This window comes from Gordonia jacobaea (assembly GCF_001186365.1).
Lineage (GTDB): Bacteria > Actinomycetota > Actinomycetes > Mycobacteriales > Mycobacteriaceae > Gordonia > Gordonia jacobaea.
The window spans coordinates 375,095-394,778 of record NZ_LDTZ01000017.1; the positions used below are offsets into that span (position 1 = coordinate 375,095).

General features: G+C 65.0%; 20 protein-coding genes. 10 read left to right on the forward strand and 10 right to left on the reverse strand.

The window, feature by feature from the left end; genetic code table 11:
- The first annotated feature begins 289 nt into the window (after positions 1–289).
- From ABW18_RS12915 to ABW18_RS12925, 3 genes are read left to right on the forward strand one after another with little or no spacing between them, the layout of a single operon-like run.
- Positions 290–1,507 carry an NAD(P)/FAD-dependent oxidoreductase gene (locus ABW18_RS12915; protein WP_049699345.1) on the forward strand — a complete coding sequence of 406 codons (1,218 nt, stop codon included), beginning with the start codon at positions 290–292 and terminating at the stop codon, positions 1,505–1,507.
- Between the two features lie 3 nt (positions 1,508–1,510).
- Positions 1,511–2,440, forward strand: a complete 930-nt coding sequence (locus ABW18_RS12920; protein WP_049699346.1) for a cytochrome c oxidase assembly protein — start codon at positions 1,511–1,513, stop codon at positions 2,438–2,440.
- Between the two features lie 3 nt (positions 2,441–2,443).
- Positions 2,444–2,878: a hypothetical protein gene (locus ABW18_RS12925; RefSeq protein WP_049699347.1), complete on the forward strand. Its 435-nt coding sequence runs from the start codon at positions 2,444–2,446 to the stop codon at positions 2,876–2,878.
- A gap of 4 nt (positions 2,879–2,882) precedes the next feature.
- On the opposite strand, the gene trxA is transcribed toward ABW18_RS12925, so the two are convergent.
- The 3 genes from trxA to ABW18_RS12940 form a co-directional block, all read right to left on the reverse strand.
- Positions 2,883–3,272: a thioredoxin gene (trxA, locus tag ABW18_RS12930; protein ID WP_049699348.1), complete on the reverse strand. Its 390-nt coding sequence runs from the start codon at positions 3,270–3,272 to the stop codon at positions 2,883–2,885.
- Between the two features lie 66 nt (positions 3,273–3,338).
- Positions 3,339–4,454 (reverse strand): Rv3169 family protein, encoded by a 1,116-nt coding sequence (locus ABW18_RS12935; RefSeq protein ID WP_049699349.1) that lies wholly within the window; start codon positions 4,452–4,454, stop codon positions 3,339–3,341.
- The gene (locus ABW18_RS12940; RefSeq protein WP_049699350.1) at positions 4,454–5,596 is read right to left on the reverse strand and encodes a phosphotransferase family protein; all 1,143 of its coding nucleotides are present in this window, start codon (positions 5,594–5,596) and stop codon (positions 4,454–4,456) included. Before ABW18_RS12940 ends, ABW18_RS12935 begins: the two co-directional genes overlap by 1 nt.
- Positions 5,597–5,637: 41 nt before the next feature.
- On the opposite strand from ABW18_RS12940, the gene ABW18_RS12945 reads away from it, so the two are divergent.
- On the forward strand, positions 5,638–6,240 hold the full coding sequence (locus ABW18_RS12945) for a TetR/AcrR family transcriptional regulator (RefSeq protein ID WP_049699351.1): 603 nt from the start codon (positions 5,638–5,640) through the stop codon (positions 6,238–6,240).
- Between the two features lie 26 nt (positions 6,241–6,266).
- Here the strand turns inward: ABW18_RS12945 and ABW18_RS12950 are convergent, their stop codons facing one another.
- Positions 6,267–8,270 carry an OPT family oligopeptide transporter gene (locus tag ABW18_RS12950; RefSeq protein ID WP_049699352.1) on the reverse strand — a complete coding sequence of 668 codons (2,004 nt, stop codon included), beginning with the start codon at positions 8,268–8,270 and terminating at the stop codon, positions 6,267–6,269.
- A 160-nt stretch (positions 8,271–8,430) separates the two neighbouring features.
- Between ABW18_RS12950 and ABW18_RS12955 the strand changes: the two genes are divergently transcribed.
- The gene (locus ABW18_RS12955) at positions 8,431–8,916 is read left to right on the forward strand and encodes a PPOX class F420-dependent oxidoreductase (protein WP_049699353.1); all 486 of its coding nucleotides are present in this window, start codon (positions 8,431–8,433) and stop codon (positions 8,914–8,916) included.
- Between the two features lie 6 nt (positions 8,917–8,922).
- On the opposite strand, the gene ABW18_RS12960 is transcribed toward ABW18_RS12955, so the two are convergent.
- The gene (locus tag ABW18_RS12960) at positions 8,923–9,492 is read right to left on the reverse strand and encodes a type 1 glutamine amidotransferase domain-containing protein (RefSeq protein WP_049699354.1); all 570 of its coding nucleotides are present in this window, start codon (positions 9,490–9,492) and stop codon (positions 8,923–8,925) included.
- A 104-nt stretch (positions 9,493–9,596) separates the two neighbouring features.
- Between ABW18_RS12960 and ABW18_RS12965 the strand changes: the two genes are divergently transcribed.
- Positions 9,597–10,694, forward strand: coding sequence for an NAD(P)/FAD-dependent oxidoreductase (locus ABW18_RS12965; protein ID WP_049699355.1), 1,098 nt, complete (start codon positions 9,597–9,599; stop codon positions 10,692–10,694).
- Between the two features lie 41 nt (positions 10,695–10,735).
- Here ABW18_RS12965 and ABW18_RS12970 read toward each other — a convergent pair whose 3' ends face one another.
- From ABW18_RS12970 to ABW18_RS12985, 4 genes are all read right to left on the reverse strand, one after another.
- Positions 10,736–10,966, reverse strand: coding sequence for a hypothetical protein (locus tag ABW18_RS12970; RefSeq protein ID WP_235434371.1), 231 nt, complete (start codon positions 10,964–10,966; stop codon positions 10,736–10,738).
- Between the two features lie 16 nt (positions 10,967–10,982).
- Positions 10,983–12,593, reverse strand: coding sequence for an HNH endonuclease signature motif containing protein (locus tag ABW18_RS12975; protein ID WP_049699357.1), 1,611 nt, complete (start codon positions 12,591–12,593; stop codon positions 10,983–10,985).
- Between the two features lie 124 nt (positions 12,594–12,717).
- Positions 12,718–13,269 carry an AAA family ATPase gene (locus tag ABW18_RS12980; RefSeq protein WP_049699358.1) on the reverse strand — a complete coding sequence of 184 codons (552 nt, stop codon included), beginning with the start codon at positions 13,267–13,269 and terminating at the stop codon, positions 12,718–12,720.
- A gap of 94 nt (positions 13,270–13,363) precedes the next feature.
- Complete coding sequence (locus ABW18_RS12985) at positions 13,364–14,224, reverse strand: ribokinase (RefSeq protein WP_049699359.1); 861 nt, start codon at positions 14,222–14,224, stop codon at positions 13,364–13,366.
- A gap of 66 nt (positions 14,225–14,290) precedes the next feature.
- Here ABW18_RS12985 and ABW18_RS12990 point away from each other — a divergent pair, with 66 nt between their 5' ends.
- Complete coding sequence (locus tag ABW18_RS12990; RefSeq protein WP_049699360.1) at positions 14,291–15,373, forward strand: alpha/beta hydrolase; 1,083 nt, start codon at positions 14,291–14,293, stop codon at positions 15,371–15,373.
- Positions 15,374–15,375: 2 nt separating this feature from the next.
- Here ABW18_RS12990 and ABW18_RS12995 read toward each other — a convergent pair whose 3' ends face one another.
- The gene (locus tag ABW18_RS12995) at positions 15,376–17,076 is read right to left on the reverse strand and encodes an NAD(P)/FAD-dependent oxidoreductase (protein WP_049699361.1); all 1,701 of its coding nucleotides are present in this window, start codon (positions 17,074–17,076) and stop codon (positions 15,376–15,378) included.
- A 96-nt stretch (positions 17,077–17,172) separates the two neighbouring features.
- On the opposite strand from ABW18_RS12995, the gene ABW18_RS13000 reads away from it, so the two are divergent.
- From ABW18_RS13000 to ABW18_RS13010, 3 genes are read left to right on the forward strand one after another with little or no spacing between them, the layout of a single operon-like run.
- On the forward strand, positions 17,173–17,493 hold the full coding sequence (locus tag ABW18_RS13000) for a hypothetical protein (protein ID WP_049699362.1): 321 nt from the start codon (positions 17,173–17,175) through the stop codon (positions 17,491–17,493).
- Positions 17,494–17,496: 3 nt separating this feature from the next.
- Positions 17,497–18,807, forward strand: a complete 1,311-nt coding sequence (locus ABW18_RS13005; RefSeq protein ID WP_049699363.1) for an NAD(P)/FAD-dependent oxidoreductase — start codon at positions 17,497–17,499, stop codon at positions 18,805–18,807.
- Position 18,808: 1 nt separating this feature from the next.
- Positions 18,809–19,681 carry a hypothetical protein gene (locus ABW18_RS13010; RefSeq protein WP_049699364.1) on the forward strand — a complete coding sequence of 291 codons (873 nt, stop codon included), beginning with the start codon at positions 18,809–18,811 and terminating at the stop codon, positions 19,679–19,681.
- The last annotated feature ends 3 nt before the right edge of the window (positions 19,682–19,684 follow it).

The following is a 19,684-nucleotide window of genomic DNA, read 5'->3' on the forward strand; positions in this document are numbered from 1 at the left end:
TTAGGAGAACATGAATTCGAGAGTTGTCCGATCGTCCGATCGGTGACAGTCGATTCAGGAATCGCGATTGAGCCTACAGCGCGTCGTTATCATTTGGTAATACGAAGTCGGCAAATATTGACGCACCAACGCCTGTGTACTTCGCCAATCCGACAAATCCGCCGTGATTGTTTCGTGATCATCATGCGCCGTTTGCCCAGCGTGTGCTGGGTCGACGCGTAGCGTTGGAGTCGAGTCCGAGTAACTGCACCACGAAGGAATTCTTTTACCGAGGCGGAAGGTCTGCGCTGTGACAACGATTGCGATAGTCGGAGGAGGGCTGGCGGGGGCAAAGGCCGCCGAGGCGCTACGTGAACAAGATTTCGACGGCGACGTCGTGATCTTCGGCGTCGAGAACGAGCTTCCGTACGAACGTCCGCCGTTGTCGAAGGAATTCATGCAGGGCAAGCAGGACCTGTCGGAGTTCACGGTCCACGACACCGATTGGTACCTCGACCAGCGCGTCGAGTTCCGTCCGGGAACCCGTATCGAGAAGGTCGACGCCGCTGGCAAGACAGTGTCGCTCCCCGACGGTTCGACGGTGTCCTACGACAAGTTGCTGCTGGCCACGGGCTCGTCGTCGCGGGTTATCGACCTGCCGGGTGCCGACGCCTCGGGCGTCCACTACCTGCGGACCGTCGACGATGCCCGCGCGATCCGCGAGACGCTCACCGAGGGGTCGCGCCTGGCGATCGTCGGAGCGGGCTGGATCGGCATGGAGGTCGCGGCGTCCGCGCGTGAGCGCGGGGTCGAGGTGGCGATCGCAGAGGCATCGAAGCTCCCGCTGCTGCGTGCGCTGGGGCCGGAGGTGGCCCAGGTCTTCGCCGACCTGCACCGCGAGCACGGCGTCGACCTTCGGACCGAGGTCAAGGTCGCCGAGATCACCACCGAGAACGGCGCGGCGACGGGATTGCGTCTCGCCGACGGCGACACCATTGCTGCCGACACGGTACTGATCGCCGCGGGCGCTGTTCCCAACCTCGACGTCGCGGAGTCTGCGGGACTCGACATCGACGGTGGTGGCGTGCTGGTCAACGCGGGCTTGCGTAGCAGCGACCCCGACATCTACGTCGTCGGCGATATCGCGAATGCCGAGCATCCGATCCTCGAACGTCGGGTGCGCGTCGAACACTGGGCGAATGCCCTGAACCAACCGGCCGTCGCCGTCACCAACATGCTCGGTGGCAGCGCCGAGTACGAGAACCTGCCGTATTTTTTCACCGACCAGTACGACCTCGGCATGGAGTACAGCGGACTGGCCGACGGCTACGAGAAGGTCGTCTTCCGCGGTGACGTGCCGGGTCGTGAGTTCGTCGTCTTCTGGCTCGACGGCGACAACACCGTCCTTGCGGGCATGCAGGTCAACATCTGGGATCAGCTCGACGGCATCAAGCAACTGATCCTCGGCGGAGACCCCGTCGACCCGGACGCTCTTGCCGATTCGTCTGTGGCACTTGCAGACTTGTAAGTCGTGCACGCGTCGACAACTCCGCTGACCTTCGACGTCGCGCTCATCTCCTGGCGCCTCGACACGGTCACCACGGTGATCGTGGCAGCGGTCCTGGCCGTCTACTGGGCGGGTTGGCGGCGAAGCTCGACGGTCTCGCGCGGGTCCGCGTGTGTGTTCACCGTCCTCGGCGTCGGAGTCTGGCTGCTCGCGGGGGTCAGCGTGGTCGGCGTCTACGCCGACACCCTGTTCTGGGTCCGTGCGCTGCAGTTCGTGCTGCTACTGCTGGTTGCGCCATTCGGCCTGGCCCTGGGCCGACCCGTGACGGTGCTGCGCGAAGCACTCGGCTCGCGCGGCCGTGCACGACTCGACGCCGCGATGAACAGCCGGGCTGCACGCGTGCTGCTCGGGCCGATCCCGACGTCGGCGCTGATGCTCAGCGTGCCCTGGCTGATCTACTTCACCGGGTGGTACGAGCTGGTGCTGCGCGACGAGTCGGTCGACGTCGCGACGCGTCTACTACTGGTGGCGATCGGCGTCGGGTACTTCTATGCACGCCTGCAGGTCGATCCGGTTCCGCGCAGATACCCGCAGGCGTTGTCGCTCGGCATCACCACGGTCGAGAGCATCGCAGACGGACTGCTCGGGATCGTGCTGTGGCAGGGGTCGCTGGTGGCGGTCGACTACTACACGGCACTGCACAGAACCTGGGGTCCGAGTCTGCGCATGGATCAGACGATCGGTGCGGGCATTCTCTGGATTCTCGGCGACGTCGTCGGACTGCCTTTTCTCATGGTGCTGTTCCGACGCTTCCGTACCGACGAACGCGAGGCCGAAAAGCAGGTCGACGCCGCGCTGGAGTCGAGTGACGAGGCGGCCGTCCCCGACGCCGATGACGCCACGAGCGGATTGTGGTGGGAGTCGGATCCCAATTTGCGGGACAGATATCGTTAGGCGATGCGCACAACCGTCGACCTCGATTACGCGACCGCGATCACTCTCGGGGCATCGGGCCTGGTGTTCCTTCTTGCCCTGATTCTCGGGGTCTGGAAGTACGAGCAGATGCGCAACTCGCCCGACCACCTGGCGCATCCGTACGTCGACATCGCTCACCGGTCGGCGCTGCTCTACGCGTTCGCGACCGCTCTCGTCGCTGTCTTCGTCTACCTCAGCGCATGGCCGACGTGGTTGAACCTCGCCGCCGCGATGGTGATGGTGGTGTTCTTCGTCGGAGCTATCGGCAGCTACATCATGCACGGCATGCTGCGCGACACCACCAACCAGTTCGCCCGCGAAGACCCGGTGCTGCGGGTGTCGATGATCGCGCTGATGGTCGGCGAGATCGGCGGCTTTCTCGTGCTGTTCGCCGGTTTCGTCGCCGGGCGGTTCTAGGAGTTCAGGACTCCTGCTGGTTGCCGCCCTGTGCGGCGTCGGCGGCGGCGATCTCGGCGCGCACCTGATCCATGTCGAGATCGTTCACCGCGGTGATGAGCTGCTCGAGCTGAGCCGGCGGGAGTGCACCCGGCTGATTGAAGACCAGCACACCGTCGCGGAAAGCCATCAGCGTCGGGATCGACTGGATGCCGAAGCCCGCTGCGAGCTGCTGTTCGGCCTCGGTGTCGACCTTGCCGAACACGATGTCGGGGTGAGTCTCCGACGCCTTCTCGAAGGTCGGGGCGAACTGTCGGCACGGGCCGCACCATTCCGCCCAGAAATCGACCAGCACGGTACCGCCGGCCGAAATGGTGTCCTCGAAATTGCCAAGCGTGATCTCTTGTGTGCTCATGAGTCCACGGTACGCACGCTGAACACGCCCGTCATGTGCTCGCGCACCATCGACGCGGCGGGATCGCTACGGGGCGACGTCGAGCCAATCGGTGAACCCGGTCGGGTCGTGTCTGCCGAGGCAGAAGTGCTCGAACATGCCCCAGCCCTCGCGCGTTGTGCCGTCGGCTTCGCGGCACCGCACACGTGCCACGTGGTCGGTGGCACCGAATGCGATTCGTCCGACGACTGCGGGATCGGTCATGTCGTAGGTGACGCGTTCGGTGAAACCCTCGCCGCGCCACATGCCGTGTTGCCAGTCGGAATCGCCGCCGTATCCGCCGCCGACGTGCAGCGGTGCCGCGAGCAGCGAGTCGACCTCGAAGGTGATCGGTGCACCGTCTGCGGCGGTTGCCGCGATGGTCGCGCCCGTGACCTCGCGGGTTCCGGAACGGTAATGGATGTCGAATCGCGGCCAGCCGAGCTGTTCGACGCGGCCGTCCTTCCAGACCCGGGAGCAGTCGTTGAGCGTGCGGATGCCGTCGGGCGACTCCTGGACGATCAGCACGAGCTCGAAGTCGTCGAATGCGATGGGGACGTAGGTCCACCACATACCGTCGAACGGCGGGTCGGCGGGACGTCCGGTGGGTTCGGCTTCTCCGACGGGCCGGATGCCCCAGGAGCGATCCCGGCTCCCGATCCACGTCGACGGTTCGACGGCGATCTCGGTCTCGTCGACGCGGATCCACCCCGACCACGACCCGAGTTGGGCAAAACGCTGCGCGTCCAACGTGATCCGGTTGCCGCTGCGCATCACATGCGGCAACTCCTGCACGACGTCGAATAGTCCGTTCCACGTCAGGTCGAAGGAGATCCCGTCGGTGGTTTCGAGGGTGAGGCGGATCGTGTGGAGTGGGTCGATCACCTCGATGCGGTAGCCGCCGACGTGCTGGTCGAGCCGATTCTGATCGATCGCGTCGGACAGGTGCACCGCGGTCTGTTCGTCGCCGCGGCGGATCACGACGAACGCATCCTTGACCCCGAGGTTGGGGTAGTAACCGAGGCCGGTCACGAGGAAGATGTCGCCGGTGCGGTCGTGGGCGTTGAAGTAGCAGCGGTCGTAGAAGTTGCGGTCGGAGCTGCCCGGCCACGCAATCGGTTGGGGCAGTTGGTGAACCGGATACTCGTCGAGTGGTCCCAGCATCAGATCTCCTCGTCGAGTAGTCGCTGCAATAGTGGGCGGTGGTAGAACAGCTCGGCGTCGATGTCGGTTGGGGGCGCCATCTCGCCGAAGTGGATGCGTCGTGACGCGGTGCGCATGAAGATCACTCCCCAGATCACCGCCGAGTACAGGTAGAACCAGTGCAGGTCGCCGAGTTCGACGCCGGTGAGCTTGCGGTAGGTGGCACGGACGTCGTCCTCGCGGAGCACGTCGGGTAGACCTGGCATGCTCGCGAGGCCGACCAGTTCTTGAAAGACGTTGTGGGCGAATATCAACCACGCGATGTCGAGTTCGCGTGGACCCAGAGTTGCCATCTCCCAATCGAGGACGGCGGCGGGTGAGAAGTCCTGATAGATCACGTTGCCGATGCGCGCGTCGCCCCAGTTGAAGACCGTCTCGCCGGCCGCGATCTCGGTGGGGAAGTGGGTGTCGAGCCAGACCATTGCGCGGTCGAGGAGCGGTGAGCGGCCGAGATCGTCTGCGGCGAAGTCGTAGAAGCGCTGTAGCTCGTCGAGGCGTCGACCTAAGGGAGTCGACGACGCGTCGTCGCGCTGGTCGAGGAACCCAAAGGTGTTCTGCGCGTCGGGAATTGAATGCAGTGTCGCGACGACGCCGATTGTCGCGTCCTGAAGGGATCTGCGCTTGTCGGCGGGGGCGTCGAAGAACCAGTTGTCGCCGAAGGTGTAGGGCATCACGTCGGGAGGGACGAGGCCGTCGACGCGGTCCATCAGGAAGAAGGGTGAGCCGAGTACGTCGCCGGTCGGTTCGAGCCAACGCGTGGTGGGGATGGGCAGGTCGGTCAGTTGTGCGGCGAGGCGCATCGCCTCGAATTGGTAGTCGAGGTGGTATTCCGCGAACACCGGAATATCGGCGGGGCGTGGCTGCATCCGCATCACCCACTGTTGTTCTTGCGCAACGCCATTCTCGGTCCAGTGGCCGGTGAGCATGACGGTTTCCGACGACATGCCGTTGGCTTCGATGCCCGCGTCGACGGTCACGCTCGGGTTGGCACCCGGCGGTAGCAGTTCGCTGAGCCATTCCGCCAGCAACGTCGGGATCGTCGCGGTGTCGCGTTCCGATCGCTGCAGGTGGTCGAGTTCCTCGAGAGTGGGTCGGGTGCTCATGGCGAGTCCTTTCGCCGGATTACGCTACGCTGAGTAGCGTTATGACACCAGATACGACGACGGATGGCAAGGTTTTCGGAAAAGGTCGTCCCCGCGACGGCGCGATCGACGTGGCGGTGCTCGCAGCGGCGCGAGAACTGTTGGTGGAACTGGGATATGCGCGGCTGACCGTATCGGCCGTCGCCGAGCGGGCGGGCACCACCAAGACGGCGATCTACCGACGGTGGTCGGGCAAGCAGGATCTGGTGCACGACGCGACCTTCTCCGGCATGACGGTCTTGTCGGCGTCGACGGGCCACGTCGCCGATGATCTCGAGGTGATGGTCAACCGTGCGCGCGAGGTGTTCAACTCGCCGGTGACCCGTGCCGCGTTGCCGGGGTTGGTCACCGATATGGCGGCCGATCCCGAACTCCATCGTCGTGTGCTCGAGGGGTTCGCGAGTGTGTTCGCCGCGTTTCGGGAGCGGCTCGTGGCCGCGGTCGACAAGGGTGAGGTGCGTGCGGGCACAGATCCTGACCGCGTCGTCGAGATGATGGGCGGTGCGGCGATGTTGCGGGCGTTGCTGTTACCGGACGTCGAGCTGGATAACGATTGGGGCGCAGGAATTCTCGCCATCCTCGAACACGGTGTTCTCGTGGACTGAGCGGCTGGCGGGTCGTCGAAGCATGCTCACTTCTTTGTGAGATCCGGTGCGGGGTCGTCGTCTTCGCTGCGCTTGGCGAGGATCTCGGTCACCTTGTACATGCCGAGGACGACGACGACGAAGGCGATCACGCCGACGATCTGCGAGCCGTTGGCCCAGCCGTCGCCGACGATCGAAAGCACGCCATCGTCGCCTGTCGCCGCGACGATGCCCGCATAGACCACGCTCCACAACGCCTCGCCGACGATGAGTCCCGTCGCGACGAGCACGCCGATCCGCTTCTTCTGTGCGACGTCGCCGCCGACGCGCTCGCACCACTTGTTGTAGAAGTGACCGAGAATCGCGCCGACCGTGATCATCAGCGTCACGGACATCGGCAGGTACATCCCCATGCCGACAGCGAGCGGCGGGAGGGCGACCTTCTTGTTCACGCGATGGCCGACCTCGTCGATGACGATCACGACCGCTCCGATGGCGACTCCCAGGCCGAGCATGGACCAGTTCAGATCGTTGCCGAAGACACCCTTGGCGAGCTCGGAGATCAGACTCGCCTGGGGGGCGGGCAGGGCGTCGGCTCCGGCGCCCGGTGCGCCGTCGAATCCGAAGGCGGTGTTCATCACCCCGAGGATCGGTGGGATGACCAGCGAACCGAAGCACACGCCGATGATCAACGCCACCTGCTGTTTCCACGGTGTCGCGCCCACCAGCTGGCCGGTCTTGAGGTCTTGCAGGTTGTCGTTGGAGATGGTCGCGACGCCGAACACGATCGCCGTTGCGAAGAGTGTGAACGCGACGAGCGTCGACGACTGCGCGGGATCGGCGGCGCCGTAGACGAACTTGATGAGCAGTGCGGCGATGATCACGGCGAGGATGCCGACGCCTGAGATCGGGGAGTTCGACGATCCGATGAGGCCTGCCATGTAGCCGCATACCGCAGCGATCACCATGCCGATGATGAAGATGAAAAGAACTGTGGCGGCGATGATTCCGCCCGCAGTTCCGGAGAGTGCTGTGCCGTGTACGAAGTCCCAGAGGAGGAGTCCGATCGGGAGCAGCATGAAGACGATGGTTCCGCCGACGATGGGGAAGGGGATGTCGCGCTCGGTGATGTCGACGGTGACACCCTCGCGGCGTGCGCGAGCTGATGCCAGAGCGTCGACGATGCCCTTGACGATGGGGGCGATGAGCTTGAGCAGGGTCCAGATCGCGGCGATCGCGATGGCACCCGCACCGACGAATCGGACGTCGTTCTTGAACACTGTGCTGACGACGTCTGCGACGTCGGAGTTGGCGGCGAACTCTCCGGCGGATTTGATCGGGAGGATGACGCCGTACGAGATGATGACACCGAGGAACATGGCGAGGCCGACGGTGAGTCCGACGAGATGTCCGATGCCGATGAGTGAGAGTTGAAGTCCCGCACCGACCATCGTGCCGCCCGAACCCACCCGGAACGCTGTCGAGACGTCGGTGCTGATCAGTTTGAGGTTGCCGAGTAGTGCGAAGACCGCAGACGTGATGCCACTGATCGTGATGGCGCGCAGTCCGATTCGGTTGCGTCGACCTCCCTCTGCGGTGTCACCGACCTTGAGGACCTCTGCGGCTGCAACCCCTTCGGGGTAGGGGAGGTCCGATCCGGTGACGAGTGCGCGGCGTAGCGGGATGGAGTACATGACGCCGAGAATGCCGCCGACGAGGCAGACCGCGACGGTGATCCAGTAGGGAAAGCCCGTCCAGTAGCCGACCATGACGAGGCCGGGGATCACGAAGATGATCGCCGAGAGCGTTCCCGCGGCCGACGCGATGGTCTGGACGATGTTGTTCTCGACGATGGAGTGATGTGCGAAGTTGCGCAGCACAGCCATCGAGATGACTGCTGCGGGGATCGCCGTGGCGAACGTGAGTCCGACCTTGAGGCCGAGGTAGACGTTGGCCGCCGTGAAGACCAGGGTGATGACGCCGCCGAGGATCACCCCGCGCAGCGTGAGTTCGCGAAGACCTGTCGGACGTTCTGGAGCCGTGACGGACATCTGAGTTCCTCTCGCATCCCGGACACTCGGTGTCCGTCGCCTGCCGAGACTGGTTCGTCAACTCTAAGGCCGAGGGCACAGCGATGTGTGTTGTTGCACGCGCGCGGCCTTCTGTGTCGGGGCAGAGGTTGGGTCGGGGCACAGAACGTATGGTCGAGGCATGGCCAGAACAATTGCGACCGCCGACGCCGTCGACCGTGATGCTCTTCTCGATTTCGTTCGCCCGCGTCATCATCTACTGCTGCTCACCCGCAGGCGCGACGGCTCGCCGCAGCTCTCGCCGGTGACGGGCGGAGTCGACGAAGACGGCCGCATCGTCATCGCGACCTACCCGGGCCGAGCGAAAACTTCTAATGCCAAACGTGATTCGAATGTCAGCGTGTGCGTCGTGTCCGACGAATGGAACGGACCCTGGGTCCAGGTGAACGGCACCGCGGAGGTGTTGGACATGCCCGACGCCGAGGACGGGCTCGTCGACTACTTCAGATCGATCTCCGGTGAGCATCCCGACTGGGACGAATACCGCGCGGCGATGCGGGTGCAGAACAAGTCGCTGATCCGCATCACCCCGACGTCCTGGGGTCCGGTCGCCACGGGCGGCTTTCCCGCCGACATCGCCGCCGAGCTCGACGCGCGGGACGGGTAGGTCGGGTCAGTGAGCGACCTTGCTCCGTCCGAACTCGGCGACCAGTGCAGCGTCGAACACTGGTAGGTCGTCGGGCTTGCGGCTGGTGATCAGGGTGTTCGGGCCGTCGCGGTCGACAACCAACTCCTCGTCGACCCAGGTGGCGCCCGCATTGCGAAGGTCGGTCTGCAGGCTCGGCCACGAGGTGAGTGTGCGTCCGCGCACGACGTCGGCTTCGACGAGCGTCCATGGTGCATGGCAGATCGCCGCGACGGGTTTGCCGGCATCGAAGAAGCCCTTGGCGAATGCGACCGCAGATGCGTCTGTCCGCAGGAAATCCGGATTCGAGACGCCGCCCGGTAGGACCAGCGCGTCGAAGTCGGCCGCTGTGACCGAATCGGTTGTCGCGTCGACGGTGAACTTGTCGGCGGCGTCGAGGTGGTTGAACGCTTGCACCTCGCCGTCGCTGGTGGATATGAGTTTCGGTGTACCGCCGGTTTCTTCGACGGCGCGCCACGGTTCGGTCAACTCGACCTGCTCGATGCCCTCCGGTGCGACCAGAAAGGCGACGGTGATCCCATTGAGTTCGTCTGCCATGTGACACGATTCCTCTCGTTTGTTCTCCCCTACTTCGACCGTACGCGTCGAGATGGGCGCGCCGGTCCGCACGCGGATGCGCAGGGCGGACGTACGGTGAGGGCATGGCACTGACGTCAGACGTGGCAGTGATCGGCGCTGGGATCATCGGACTCTCGACCGCATATCAACTGGCCCAACAGGGATCGACCGTCACGGTGTACGAGACCGGAACGCCGGGATTCGGCCAGTCGGCCGGGCAGTCACGGATCTTCCGGCACGCGCACGACGACCCGCGCCTCGTCGAACTCGCGGTGCGCGCCCGTGCGCACTGGCGCCGATGGGAAGACGAACTCGGCGCGCCGTTGGTGTCCGGCGACGGTGGTCTCGCTCTCGGCGACACCGTGCTACGGAGATTGCCTGCGATGCAACAGTATTCGGAGATCGGTGCGCGTGAGATCGGGTCGGACGAGTTGCATTCGCTACTGCCGCAGTTGGCCGACTACGACGGCCCGGCGGTGTTCGATCCCTCTGCGGGCTCCATCCACACACGATCGGCCATCGAACTGCTCACCCAGAGTCTGGGCGATCACGTTGTGCGCGAACAGGTTATCTCGCTGAGGAGTGTCGACGACGGCGTGCAGGTTCGTTGCCCCACGGTGGTGGGTGAGCACGCCGCGGCCGTCGTGTGTGCCGGGCGTGGAACTGCGGCGCTGGCGCGCGGCGTCGGGATCGAGATCCCGGTGAAACTCGGTGCGCACGTGCGGGTGTCGTTCGCAGTGCGCGATGGCGCCGGTCGGCTTCCGACGTTGCAGGACGGTAGTGACGCCTTCGGTTTCAGTGGCATTTACGCGGCCGCCTATCCGGACAGGTCGGCGTACGGCCTCGGTCTCGCCGATTCGGTCGATGCCGACGTCGACGGCGCGATCGTCGACGGCGACGCCCTCGCGCGCCATGCCCACGACGCCCGCGCCTATATGTCGCGCGCACTCCCAGGATTCGATCCGACGCCGATCGGCATCGTGCACTGTTGGGTCACCGCCCTGCCGTGGGGCGACGACGGCGTCGGGATCTGGCAGAACGGACCGGTTTTCGCCCTAGCTGGGCACAACCTGTTCAAGCACGCACCGACGATCGGCGAGACCCTCGCGCTTGCCGTCGACGTGGGCTCGGTTCCCACCCCGTTCACCCCTGCCGACGAGCTGGGTGCCGACCAGGGCTGAACCGCGAAAGGCCATGGTCGACGTCGCGATATTCGCGCGGCTCACGCCCGCGGGTGGATGTCCGTGTCGGTGAGGACAAGTTGTGATGCCGCAATGGCGCCGGGCACGTAGCTGTATCCCTCGGGTGAGGTCACGAACTCTTCGGGATCGATGTTCGAGACTCGCCACACGTCGACTGGCCCGCCGGTGTTGTTCATGTCGACGAAGTAGTCGCGCTGCCACGGTCCGCGCGCAATGAAGCAGCCGTCTTGCTCGGGTTGGCGACTGCTCACATGCACTGCATTGTGATCAGTAGGGAGGCGGGTTATCTTCATTCCACTTCTCTTCGGCGCGTGTGACTTTGGCACGTCGTTGGGTGTGGATGGTGTCGATGGTTCGGCGCGCGGGATGATCTGGTGGTTTGGTGGGGATGAGTTTGGGGAACAGGTCGAGTCCGCCGAAGGCGTTGCCGACAAAGCAGTGCCCGGTGGGGGACACGAAAATCGCTGTCTGCAGGTCGAGTTGATAGTCACGCCAGCGGCCGAATGTTTTGGTGCGGTGATGAAACCGGCACAGCGGTTTGAGATTCGCGCGCACGGTCAACCCACCGCTGGACGGGTTGTGGTGGGCGTATGGGGTGCTGTGATCGACGTCGGCGTGCCACACCGGGTTGGTGCACCCGGGGAAGGTGCAGCACAGTTCCCCCGAGCGGACCAGCGAGAGGAGCTTCTTGCTGGGCACGTAGCGCAAGGCGGCGCGGGCGGCCGCAGCGTGGTCGGGGTGGCGCGGATCCAGAGCGCCGACGCCGACGCCCGTGTCGAGGTAGTCGAATGCTGCGTTAGCGGCGAGTTCGCGGACGGTGTCGGCGTCGATGACCCCGACACCGTCGAGGTAGCCAGGCTGATCGTCCTCACCATCAAGGGTGGACTGATTCGCCACCACGTGGATCATTGCGCGCGGACCTACCGGCATTGGTGCTGGCGTCGGGTCGGAGTCTGAGTCAGCAGGTTCGGTGTTGGGGGTGGTGCAGGTGTCGCATCGGCAGGCGAGGGTGGTGTCGCCGTTGGCGAAGGCGGTCAGGGCGTCGGCGCGACGTTGCGCGTGGGTGCGGGGGTCGGCGTCGTGGACGCTGGTGGCGAGTTGGGTGAGGCGTTGGTCGATCAATGCGCCGGAGGCGGCGGGCACGGTGCCGGTCAGTCGGGATTGGCCGGGAGTCCACCGATCGGGCCGGACCTGGATGTTGCGGTCGGCGTCGATGCGGGCACGACGTCGTGTGACGGCGTCGGCATCGACGTGGGCGACAACCGAATCGACGAGCGCAGCAAAGCGTGTTGTCGACAAATGGTCACGTGCTGAGAGTGCTGCGGTGAGGCGGGCGTCGACCTCGTCGATGGTGTCGGGGCCGCACAGGCTGGTGCGGGCGACAGCGATGTGGAACCGCTGCAGATCGATGCGCCCGCAGGCCAGGAGTGAGGAGGTGTAGGGGAGTCGGTAGCGCAGGGCGTGGGCGTCGATGATCAGTTCGCGTGCCCGACCCGGCGGTAGCGACAAGACTGCGCCGACGTCGGAGATGGTGCGTTCCAAACCATTTGGGCCGTATTGTGCGCGGGGGTCGTCGCCGGTCTGTCCGCGAGCAGCGAACTCGCGCACAGCTTCTGGTGAGTCGGCTCGGCCGTCGGTGAGTTCGCCGATTTCGGCGCCGTAGTCTTCTTCGTGTTCCTCGTGGATGAGACTGATCGCCGTCAACAGACGGAACTGTGCCGACGCGATGGTCGACGCGCAGTGCGCGATCACCTCCACCAGATCGGTTTTCGACAGGGATTTGTCCTCCGCGACACGCGCGAGCACCGGCGGCTGCGACGCGGGCACGCCTGTGGCGCCGGCCGCGTCGGCCGGGTCGGGGAAGGTTTCCAAGGACATACATCGAACATACAGACGGGGTCTGACAATTCTCGTTCCCTGCGCGGCGGCCTGTGGAATCCGTCTTGCGGCGAAGTCGCGCAACGGATTCCGAAGTCGGCCAGGCTCTATGGATCAGAGCGAGTCACAGGAGGTCCAGCTCGGCGAGTATCAGGTCTGAGCGCTCGGTGACGCCTACTTTCGGCAGAACGGTGATGCTGTAGCCGAGCCGTTCATAGGCGTCGAGCAAACGTGAGTACTCGTCGACAGCGTCAGTGAAATTCAGTTGGCGTTCTTCGTCATTGGCGTACAGCTCCGGCCACGGCGGCGTGAAGAAGACCCGCTTGTGGTAGCTCTGCAGTTCCTCGATCGAGCATGCCGATGAACCCGTGCAATGACCGCCCTCGTAGTGACGCAGAGCGGTGTCGGCGTCGACGAGGCCGCGGTCGAAGAACACCCACTGATCGCGCTCGTGGTGGGCAAGGTCGGCTCGTGCAGTATCTATGCAGCGGTGAGCGAAGCCAGTGGCGTCCACCCATGGCAACGCTAGACCACCAGTTGCGAGCTCGTCGCGAACGATCCGTCTGCCCGGTTCGTCAACCGTGGCGAATCCGCGAGAAGCCAAGTCCTCCAGCACAGTTGACTTGCCGCCGCCCGAGCATCCCGACAACACGACTGCACGCGACGGTCGCTGCACGCGCTTCTCCTTCTGTATCAGTGGCCGGGCAAGCCGAGCCCCGCGCTAATCATGTTGGGGGCGGGAGTCGTCTGCGGCCCACAGCCAACACGCCTCATCTCGACGCGGAAACGTGATCGGCCGACGCCCTGTTCGCGGCGCGTGCGGCGTCGAGAAGTGTTGCGCCGTCGGCCAGATGCGCAACAAGCGTGCCCGCGAAGACGTCGCCCGCGCCCGTGGTGTCCACGACGTCGACCTGCGGAACGTCGAGAATGTCCAGAGATTCGCTTCCGGCGACCACCACGTCGTCGCCACCTCGCGTGATGATCACGGATCTGCTGATCGTCAACAACTTTCGCGCGAGATCAGCCGGCTCGGCATCGTCCGACAAATCGGCGTAGTACGCCGCCTCGATCTGATTGACGATCAGCGGGTCGGCCTCGCTGAGTATCGACGAGTCAACGGGTGCCGTCGGGCTGGGATTGAGGACGAAACGAATCCCGTTGTCGTGGCACCACTTCGCGGTTGCAGCGGTGACCTCGGTGGGTGATTCCAATTGTGTGATCACGACGGCCGGGTGCAGTGCGTCGAGTGCCGCGCCGACATCGTCGGGGGTCAGTTCGCTGTTGGCGCCGGAGATCACGATGATGCTGTTGTCGCCATCGTCGTCGACCTCGATGACCGCATGGCCGCTGGTGCCCGATACCCGACGCACGTACGTGACGTCGACGCCCACGTCGACGAGATCGGAAACCATCCGGTCTCCGGCGGCGTCGGTACCCGTCGCCCCCACCAGCGCGGTTGACGCGACCGCGGCGGCGGCCCGTGCCTGATTGGCTCCCTTGCCGCCGGGACGCTCGGTCAACGACCGACCGAGGACGGTCTCGCCGACGGCGGGTCTGCGAGCGAGTGTGACCACCAGGTCGAGATTCAACGTTCCGACGACAGCCACCAATCCTGAACCTGTTGCCTCCATACCCCGAGTATGCCGGTCGGCCCGTCGCGTAGATTGCTGTTCGATCACCGCGATAGAGGAGTGCAGATGGCCGCGTCACGCTGGAAACGAGTGCAGACACTGGCACGCATCCTCGGCGGACATCAGGTAGCGCCAGACACCGAGACACCTCACGTCACGCTCTTCGACGATCCGCAGCGCACGCTGCGTCGCTACGGCACCGCCGAACAAGTTGCGGCTGCCCGCGCGTCCGGAAAGCCGCCGATCCTGCTGGTCCCGCCACTCGCGGTGCCCGCTCGCTGCTACGACCTCGGGCCGGGACAGTCGGCCGTCGAACATCTCCTCGCCGCGGGACGCATCCCGTACGTCGTCGACTTCGGTGACGTCGGGCAGGCGCACCGTCAGGTCGGCTTCGAGACCTACTTCGACGACATCGTGCCGCAGGCGATCGACCGAGTGCTCACCGATTACACGGCCGACGAGCTCGACGCCGCCGCCTGGAGCCTGGGCGGGACCGTGTCGCTCCTGATGCTCGCAGCGCACCCCGACCTGCCGGTGCGTTCCCTCACCGCTATCGGTACGCCGCTCGACTACGACGCAGTGACCCCGTACCCGCTCGTCAAGCGGGTCATGCGACCGGTCGGAGGCGCGCCGATCACGGGCGCGCTCAAGGTGATGGGTGGCATTCCCGCGCCACTGGTGCGTATCGCCTACCGCGCCCTGGCCGCCGACCGTGAACTCAAGAAGCCGCTCTACATCATGCGCAACGCCGACGACCATGAGGCACTCGCCCGTATGCAGGTCATCGACCGATTCCAGAACGCCATGCCCGGCTACGCGGGCAAGGTATCGCTCCAGATGTGGGAGAACTTCGTCTTCCGGGACGAATTGGCGTCGGGTGTAGTCGATTTCGACGGACGCGTCGTCGATCTCACGACGATCCGCAAGCCCATCCAACTCTTCGGCAGCCACCGCGACGCCATCGCGAGCTGGGAAGCGGCCCACCACGGCGTCGAACTTCTCGGCAGCTCAACCGAAGTGCACTTCCAGACGGTCGAGACCAGTCATCTCGGTTTGATCGCGGGCGACGCCGCCGCGGAACAGACGTGGCCGCGCGTCGAAGAGTTCCTCGACGACCTCGACACGCGAGAAGTGCTGCAACGCAAGTGACGTCAGCTCTCGGCTGATGCCGTCCTTCTTGCCGCCAACCACGCGTGCACCATCGGGACGGCGCTTGCACCCTCGCCGCTCGCTGCAGCGACACGCTTCATCGACTGAGCCCTGATGTCGCCGGCGGCGAAAACCCCTGCGGCACTTGTGGCAAGATTCGGCGGCGGCAGTTCGCCGGGCCACTGATCCTTCGGAACGTCGCGTCCGGTCAGCACGAATCCGCGGTCGTCGAGCGCAATACTGTCGGGCAGCCAGTCGCAGTGCGGTTCGGCGCCGATCAGCAAGAACAGTCCGCCTGCGTTCACCCGTTCGCTGGCGCGAGTGACGGTGTCGCACAACTCGAGCCATTCCAGTTGACCATCACCACCGCCGTCGATGACCTCGGTGGTACCACGCACGCTGATCCGCGGGTGATAGGCGATCTCGCCGATCAAATACTGCGACATCGTCTCGGTGAGGTCTGCTCGTCGAACCAGAATCGTCACCGAGCGCGCGAAGCGGGCGAGATGAATCGCGGCCTGTCCGGCAGAGTTGCCACCGCCGACGACGAACACGTCACGGCCGTCCATCTCGCGAGCCGCGGACATCCCTGCGCCGTAGTTCACACCAGACCCGACAAGCGATTCCAGCGATTCGACACCGAGTCGTCGATACGCGACACCGCTCGCGATGAGCACACTTCTCGCCAACACGTCGCCACCCTCGGTGCAGAGGCGATGCGGAGCGTCGTCGACGCCGAGTCGCAGTTCGTCGACCGGCCAGCCGGAGTAGAAGCGCGCACCGAAACGTGTTGCCTGTGTGCGGGCGCGTTGCGCGAGACGCATGCCGGAGATGCCGCGCGGGAAGCCGAGGTAGTTACGGATCATCGAACTCGTACCCGCTTGTCCCCCAACGACATCGGATTCCAGAACCACCGTCGACAAGCCTTCCGAAGCGCCGTACACGGCGGCAGCAAGTCCCGCAGGTCCCGCGCCGACGACCGCCAGGTCGACGATCTCGTCCTCATCCACATCCGACGGCCGTCCGTAGATGAGCGCCGACACGTCGCGGGCTGTGCCCGGAGCGATCACGCGGTTACGCAACTTCGGGGCCATGGAGTGGACGAGCGGAAACGGAACGGGCGCGCCACCCGAGTCGTACAGCGCGATGGCTGCCTGCCCCTCGACGCTGTCGCTGGGGTACACCCGATTGGGCATCCCCATGCGGTCGAGGATGTCCCTGATGCCGAGCGTGAGCGCCGACGACGAGTCGCTGATGACACGAACGGAATCGACGACCGGGGTCGCGACAGTCGCTCCCCAATCCGAGAGCATCTCGGTGATCGCGTAGTGGAATTCTTCGTCGCGAGCGCCGCGCGGCATGAGTAAAAATGTGTCGAATTTGCCCTTCGCAAGGGCGGGTCGCAGCAACTCGATGTGGGCGCCGAAGTTCTCCCACGAGATGACGACGACACGCTTGGCCGTCGGCACGATGCTTCGGAAAGTGCTCAGCGCCTCGAACACCGACATGTCGGGCAACTCGGACTCGACGACGATCTGCGCCACCGGAACCCCCTCGCCCACAAGGCTGCCGAGGAGCACGACCGCTCCGACGGCCGACTCCGCACACTCGATGCGATAGTCACGGAGGTACCGGCCGAACTCGCCGCGAAGTTGCTCTGCGTGGCCGGACGACACGAGCACGATTGCGGGTTGGTCACCCATGGCTCCAGTGTGGCAGGAATCGGCGTCGGTCGAGTGGGCGCTCAGCTCAACGCGCAACCACGCGGCGCAGCCTCAACCATTGCTAGGCTGACCGGCATGCATGTGGATCCCACTGTCGGTGTTGCCAGTGCTGGCTTGATCGGCGGATATGCGACCGCACGGTACACCGGCAAACGTCCACTCGGGGGCGTGGTCCTCGGAATTGCGGGCGCCTGGTGCACGCGCCAGTGGCTGAGCAGGGGGCCGGGACCGGCGGCCGGACTTCTCACGGGCTACCTCGCAGCGTTCGGGCTGTCGCACCCACTCGCGAAGAAGATCGGCGCATGGCCAGCGGTCTTCGCGGTGACCGGTGCTTTCGGCGCCGCGACGTACGCGGTCACCTCCCGCACCGCCACCACCTCTCACACGGGAGCCTGAAGCATGGCCTCCAAGCCACACGTAGTGATCATCGGAGCCGGGTTCGCCGGAGTACACGCAGCTCGGCGACTCAAGAAGGTGCCGGTCTCGATCACCGTCGTCGATCGCGGCACCAGCCACCTCTTCCAGCCGCTTCTCTACCAGTGCGCAACCGGCGTGCTCTCGGAAGGTGCCATCACCAGCCCGATCAGGCATCTGCTTCGACGTCAGCGCAACGTCAACGTGGTGCTCGGCGAGGCCGACGACATCGACGTCGCGGCAAAGGTTCTCACCGTTCTCGGTGCCGACGGCAGTCCCGCACAGATCAGCTACGACTACCTCGTCGTCGGGACCGGCATGCGGACCGCGTATCACGGCTGCGACGACGCGATCGAGAACTCGATCGGCATGAAGACGCTCGACGACGCGCTTGCGATTCGACGACAAGTGTTGGGCGCCTTCGAGATTGCCGAGACACTCACCGATCCCGAGGAGCGTAGGAAGTGGCTCACCTTCGCTGTCGCAGGCGCGGGCCCTACCGGCGTCGAAATCGCCGGACAGATACGCGAATTGGCGACGCTCGCACTCGGTCGAGAGTTCGATTCGATAGACCCGACCGAAGCCCGGGTTCTCCTCTTCCACGGAGCCGATCGCATCCTGCCGTCGTTCACCGAGTCGCTGTCCAAGAAGGCGCAGCGCACCCTCGACAGGATCGGCGTGGAAACCCATCTCGGGGTCCATGTCGTCGACGTCGGCGAGGACACGGTCACGACCAAGGACAAGAAGACCGACGAGACCACGACATACAAAGCCAGGACGACGTTGTGGACAGCGGGCGTCGAGGCTGTCCCGTTCGCGCGGACTCTCGCCAAGGCGCTCGGCGTCGAGGCCGACCGCTCCGGTCGGATTCCGGTGCGCGACGACCTCTCCGTCGAAGGACACCCCGAGGTATTCGTCGCGGGCGACACGTCGTCGTTGAACAAACTGCCGGGCGTGGCAGAGGTGGCCATGCAGGGTGGACGTCACGTGGGTGGCGTGATCGCGGATCTCGTTGCGGGACAATCAGAACGTAAGCCTTTCAAGTATCACGACCTCGGAAATGCCGCCTACATCGCGCGACGAAATGCCATCGTGCAGAGTGGTCCTCTGGAAATGTCGGGAACCTTGGGCTGGCTCGCGTGGGGAGTGATCCACGTGGCCTTCCTCGCGGGCGTTCGGAACCGCATGGGCGCGCTGGTGACCTGGTCGGCAACGCTGATCACCGGAACTCGAAGCGAACGAGCGATCACCTACGGCGACCCTCGCAGAGCGCATCAGCCCTACCCCGACGAGTGACATGTACGTCATCGGTATCGTCGCGGCGTGTCTGGCTGCACTGGCATACGGACTCTCGACGGTCCTGCGTGCCAAAGGGGCACAAGAGGCGGCACAGGGTTCCGGCAACAGCGGATCGGCGAGCGGTGCGCTAGCCGCGTTCACCAATCCGACGTTTCTCCTCGGCACGCTGACCGTGATGCTCGGTTTCATCGGAGGCGCGATCGCGGCGCGATTCCTGCCGCTGTTCCTCGCGCAGTCGATCGTGGCGGGCAATCTCATCGTGACCGCACTGTTGGGCACGGTGATGCTCCATACCGCGCTGCGCGCAAAAGACTGGGCGGCGATCCTGCTCGTCGTGTTCGCGCTGTGTGTACTCGGCGCATCGGCGTCCAAAGAGGCGTCGACACACGCTGACATGAAATTCCACTGTGCGCTGTTCGTGATCACCACGGCGGTTGCGGTACTCGGCGTCGCGGTCATGCGGGCACTCGGAAGTCGCGGAGCCATCTTCGGAGGCGCGATCGCGGGTCTCATGTACGGCGCGCTGGCAGTCGCGGTGCGTGTGCTCGACGGCGTCTCCCCGTTCGACCCCCTCACGGTGCTGAAAGATCCGGCAGCATGGACCATCGCGATCGCGGGTGCCATGGCGTTCTACATCCAGACCCTTGCGCTGCAGATCGGACCGGTCAACGCCGTCACCGCGGTCCTCGTCGTCGGAGAGACCGGTCTTCCCGCCATCGTCGGTGTGGTGTTCCTCGGAGACAAGGCCGTCGACGGACTGGAGTGGCTCGCGGTCGTCGGCTTCGTGTGCGCGATCATCGGTGCGTCGTTGGTTGCGTGGTTGACGAGTGAGGAAGGCGAGCAGCCCGCCACGCAGGGAGTGCACACCTAGACT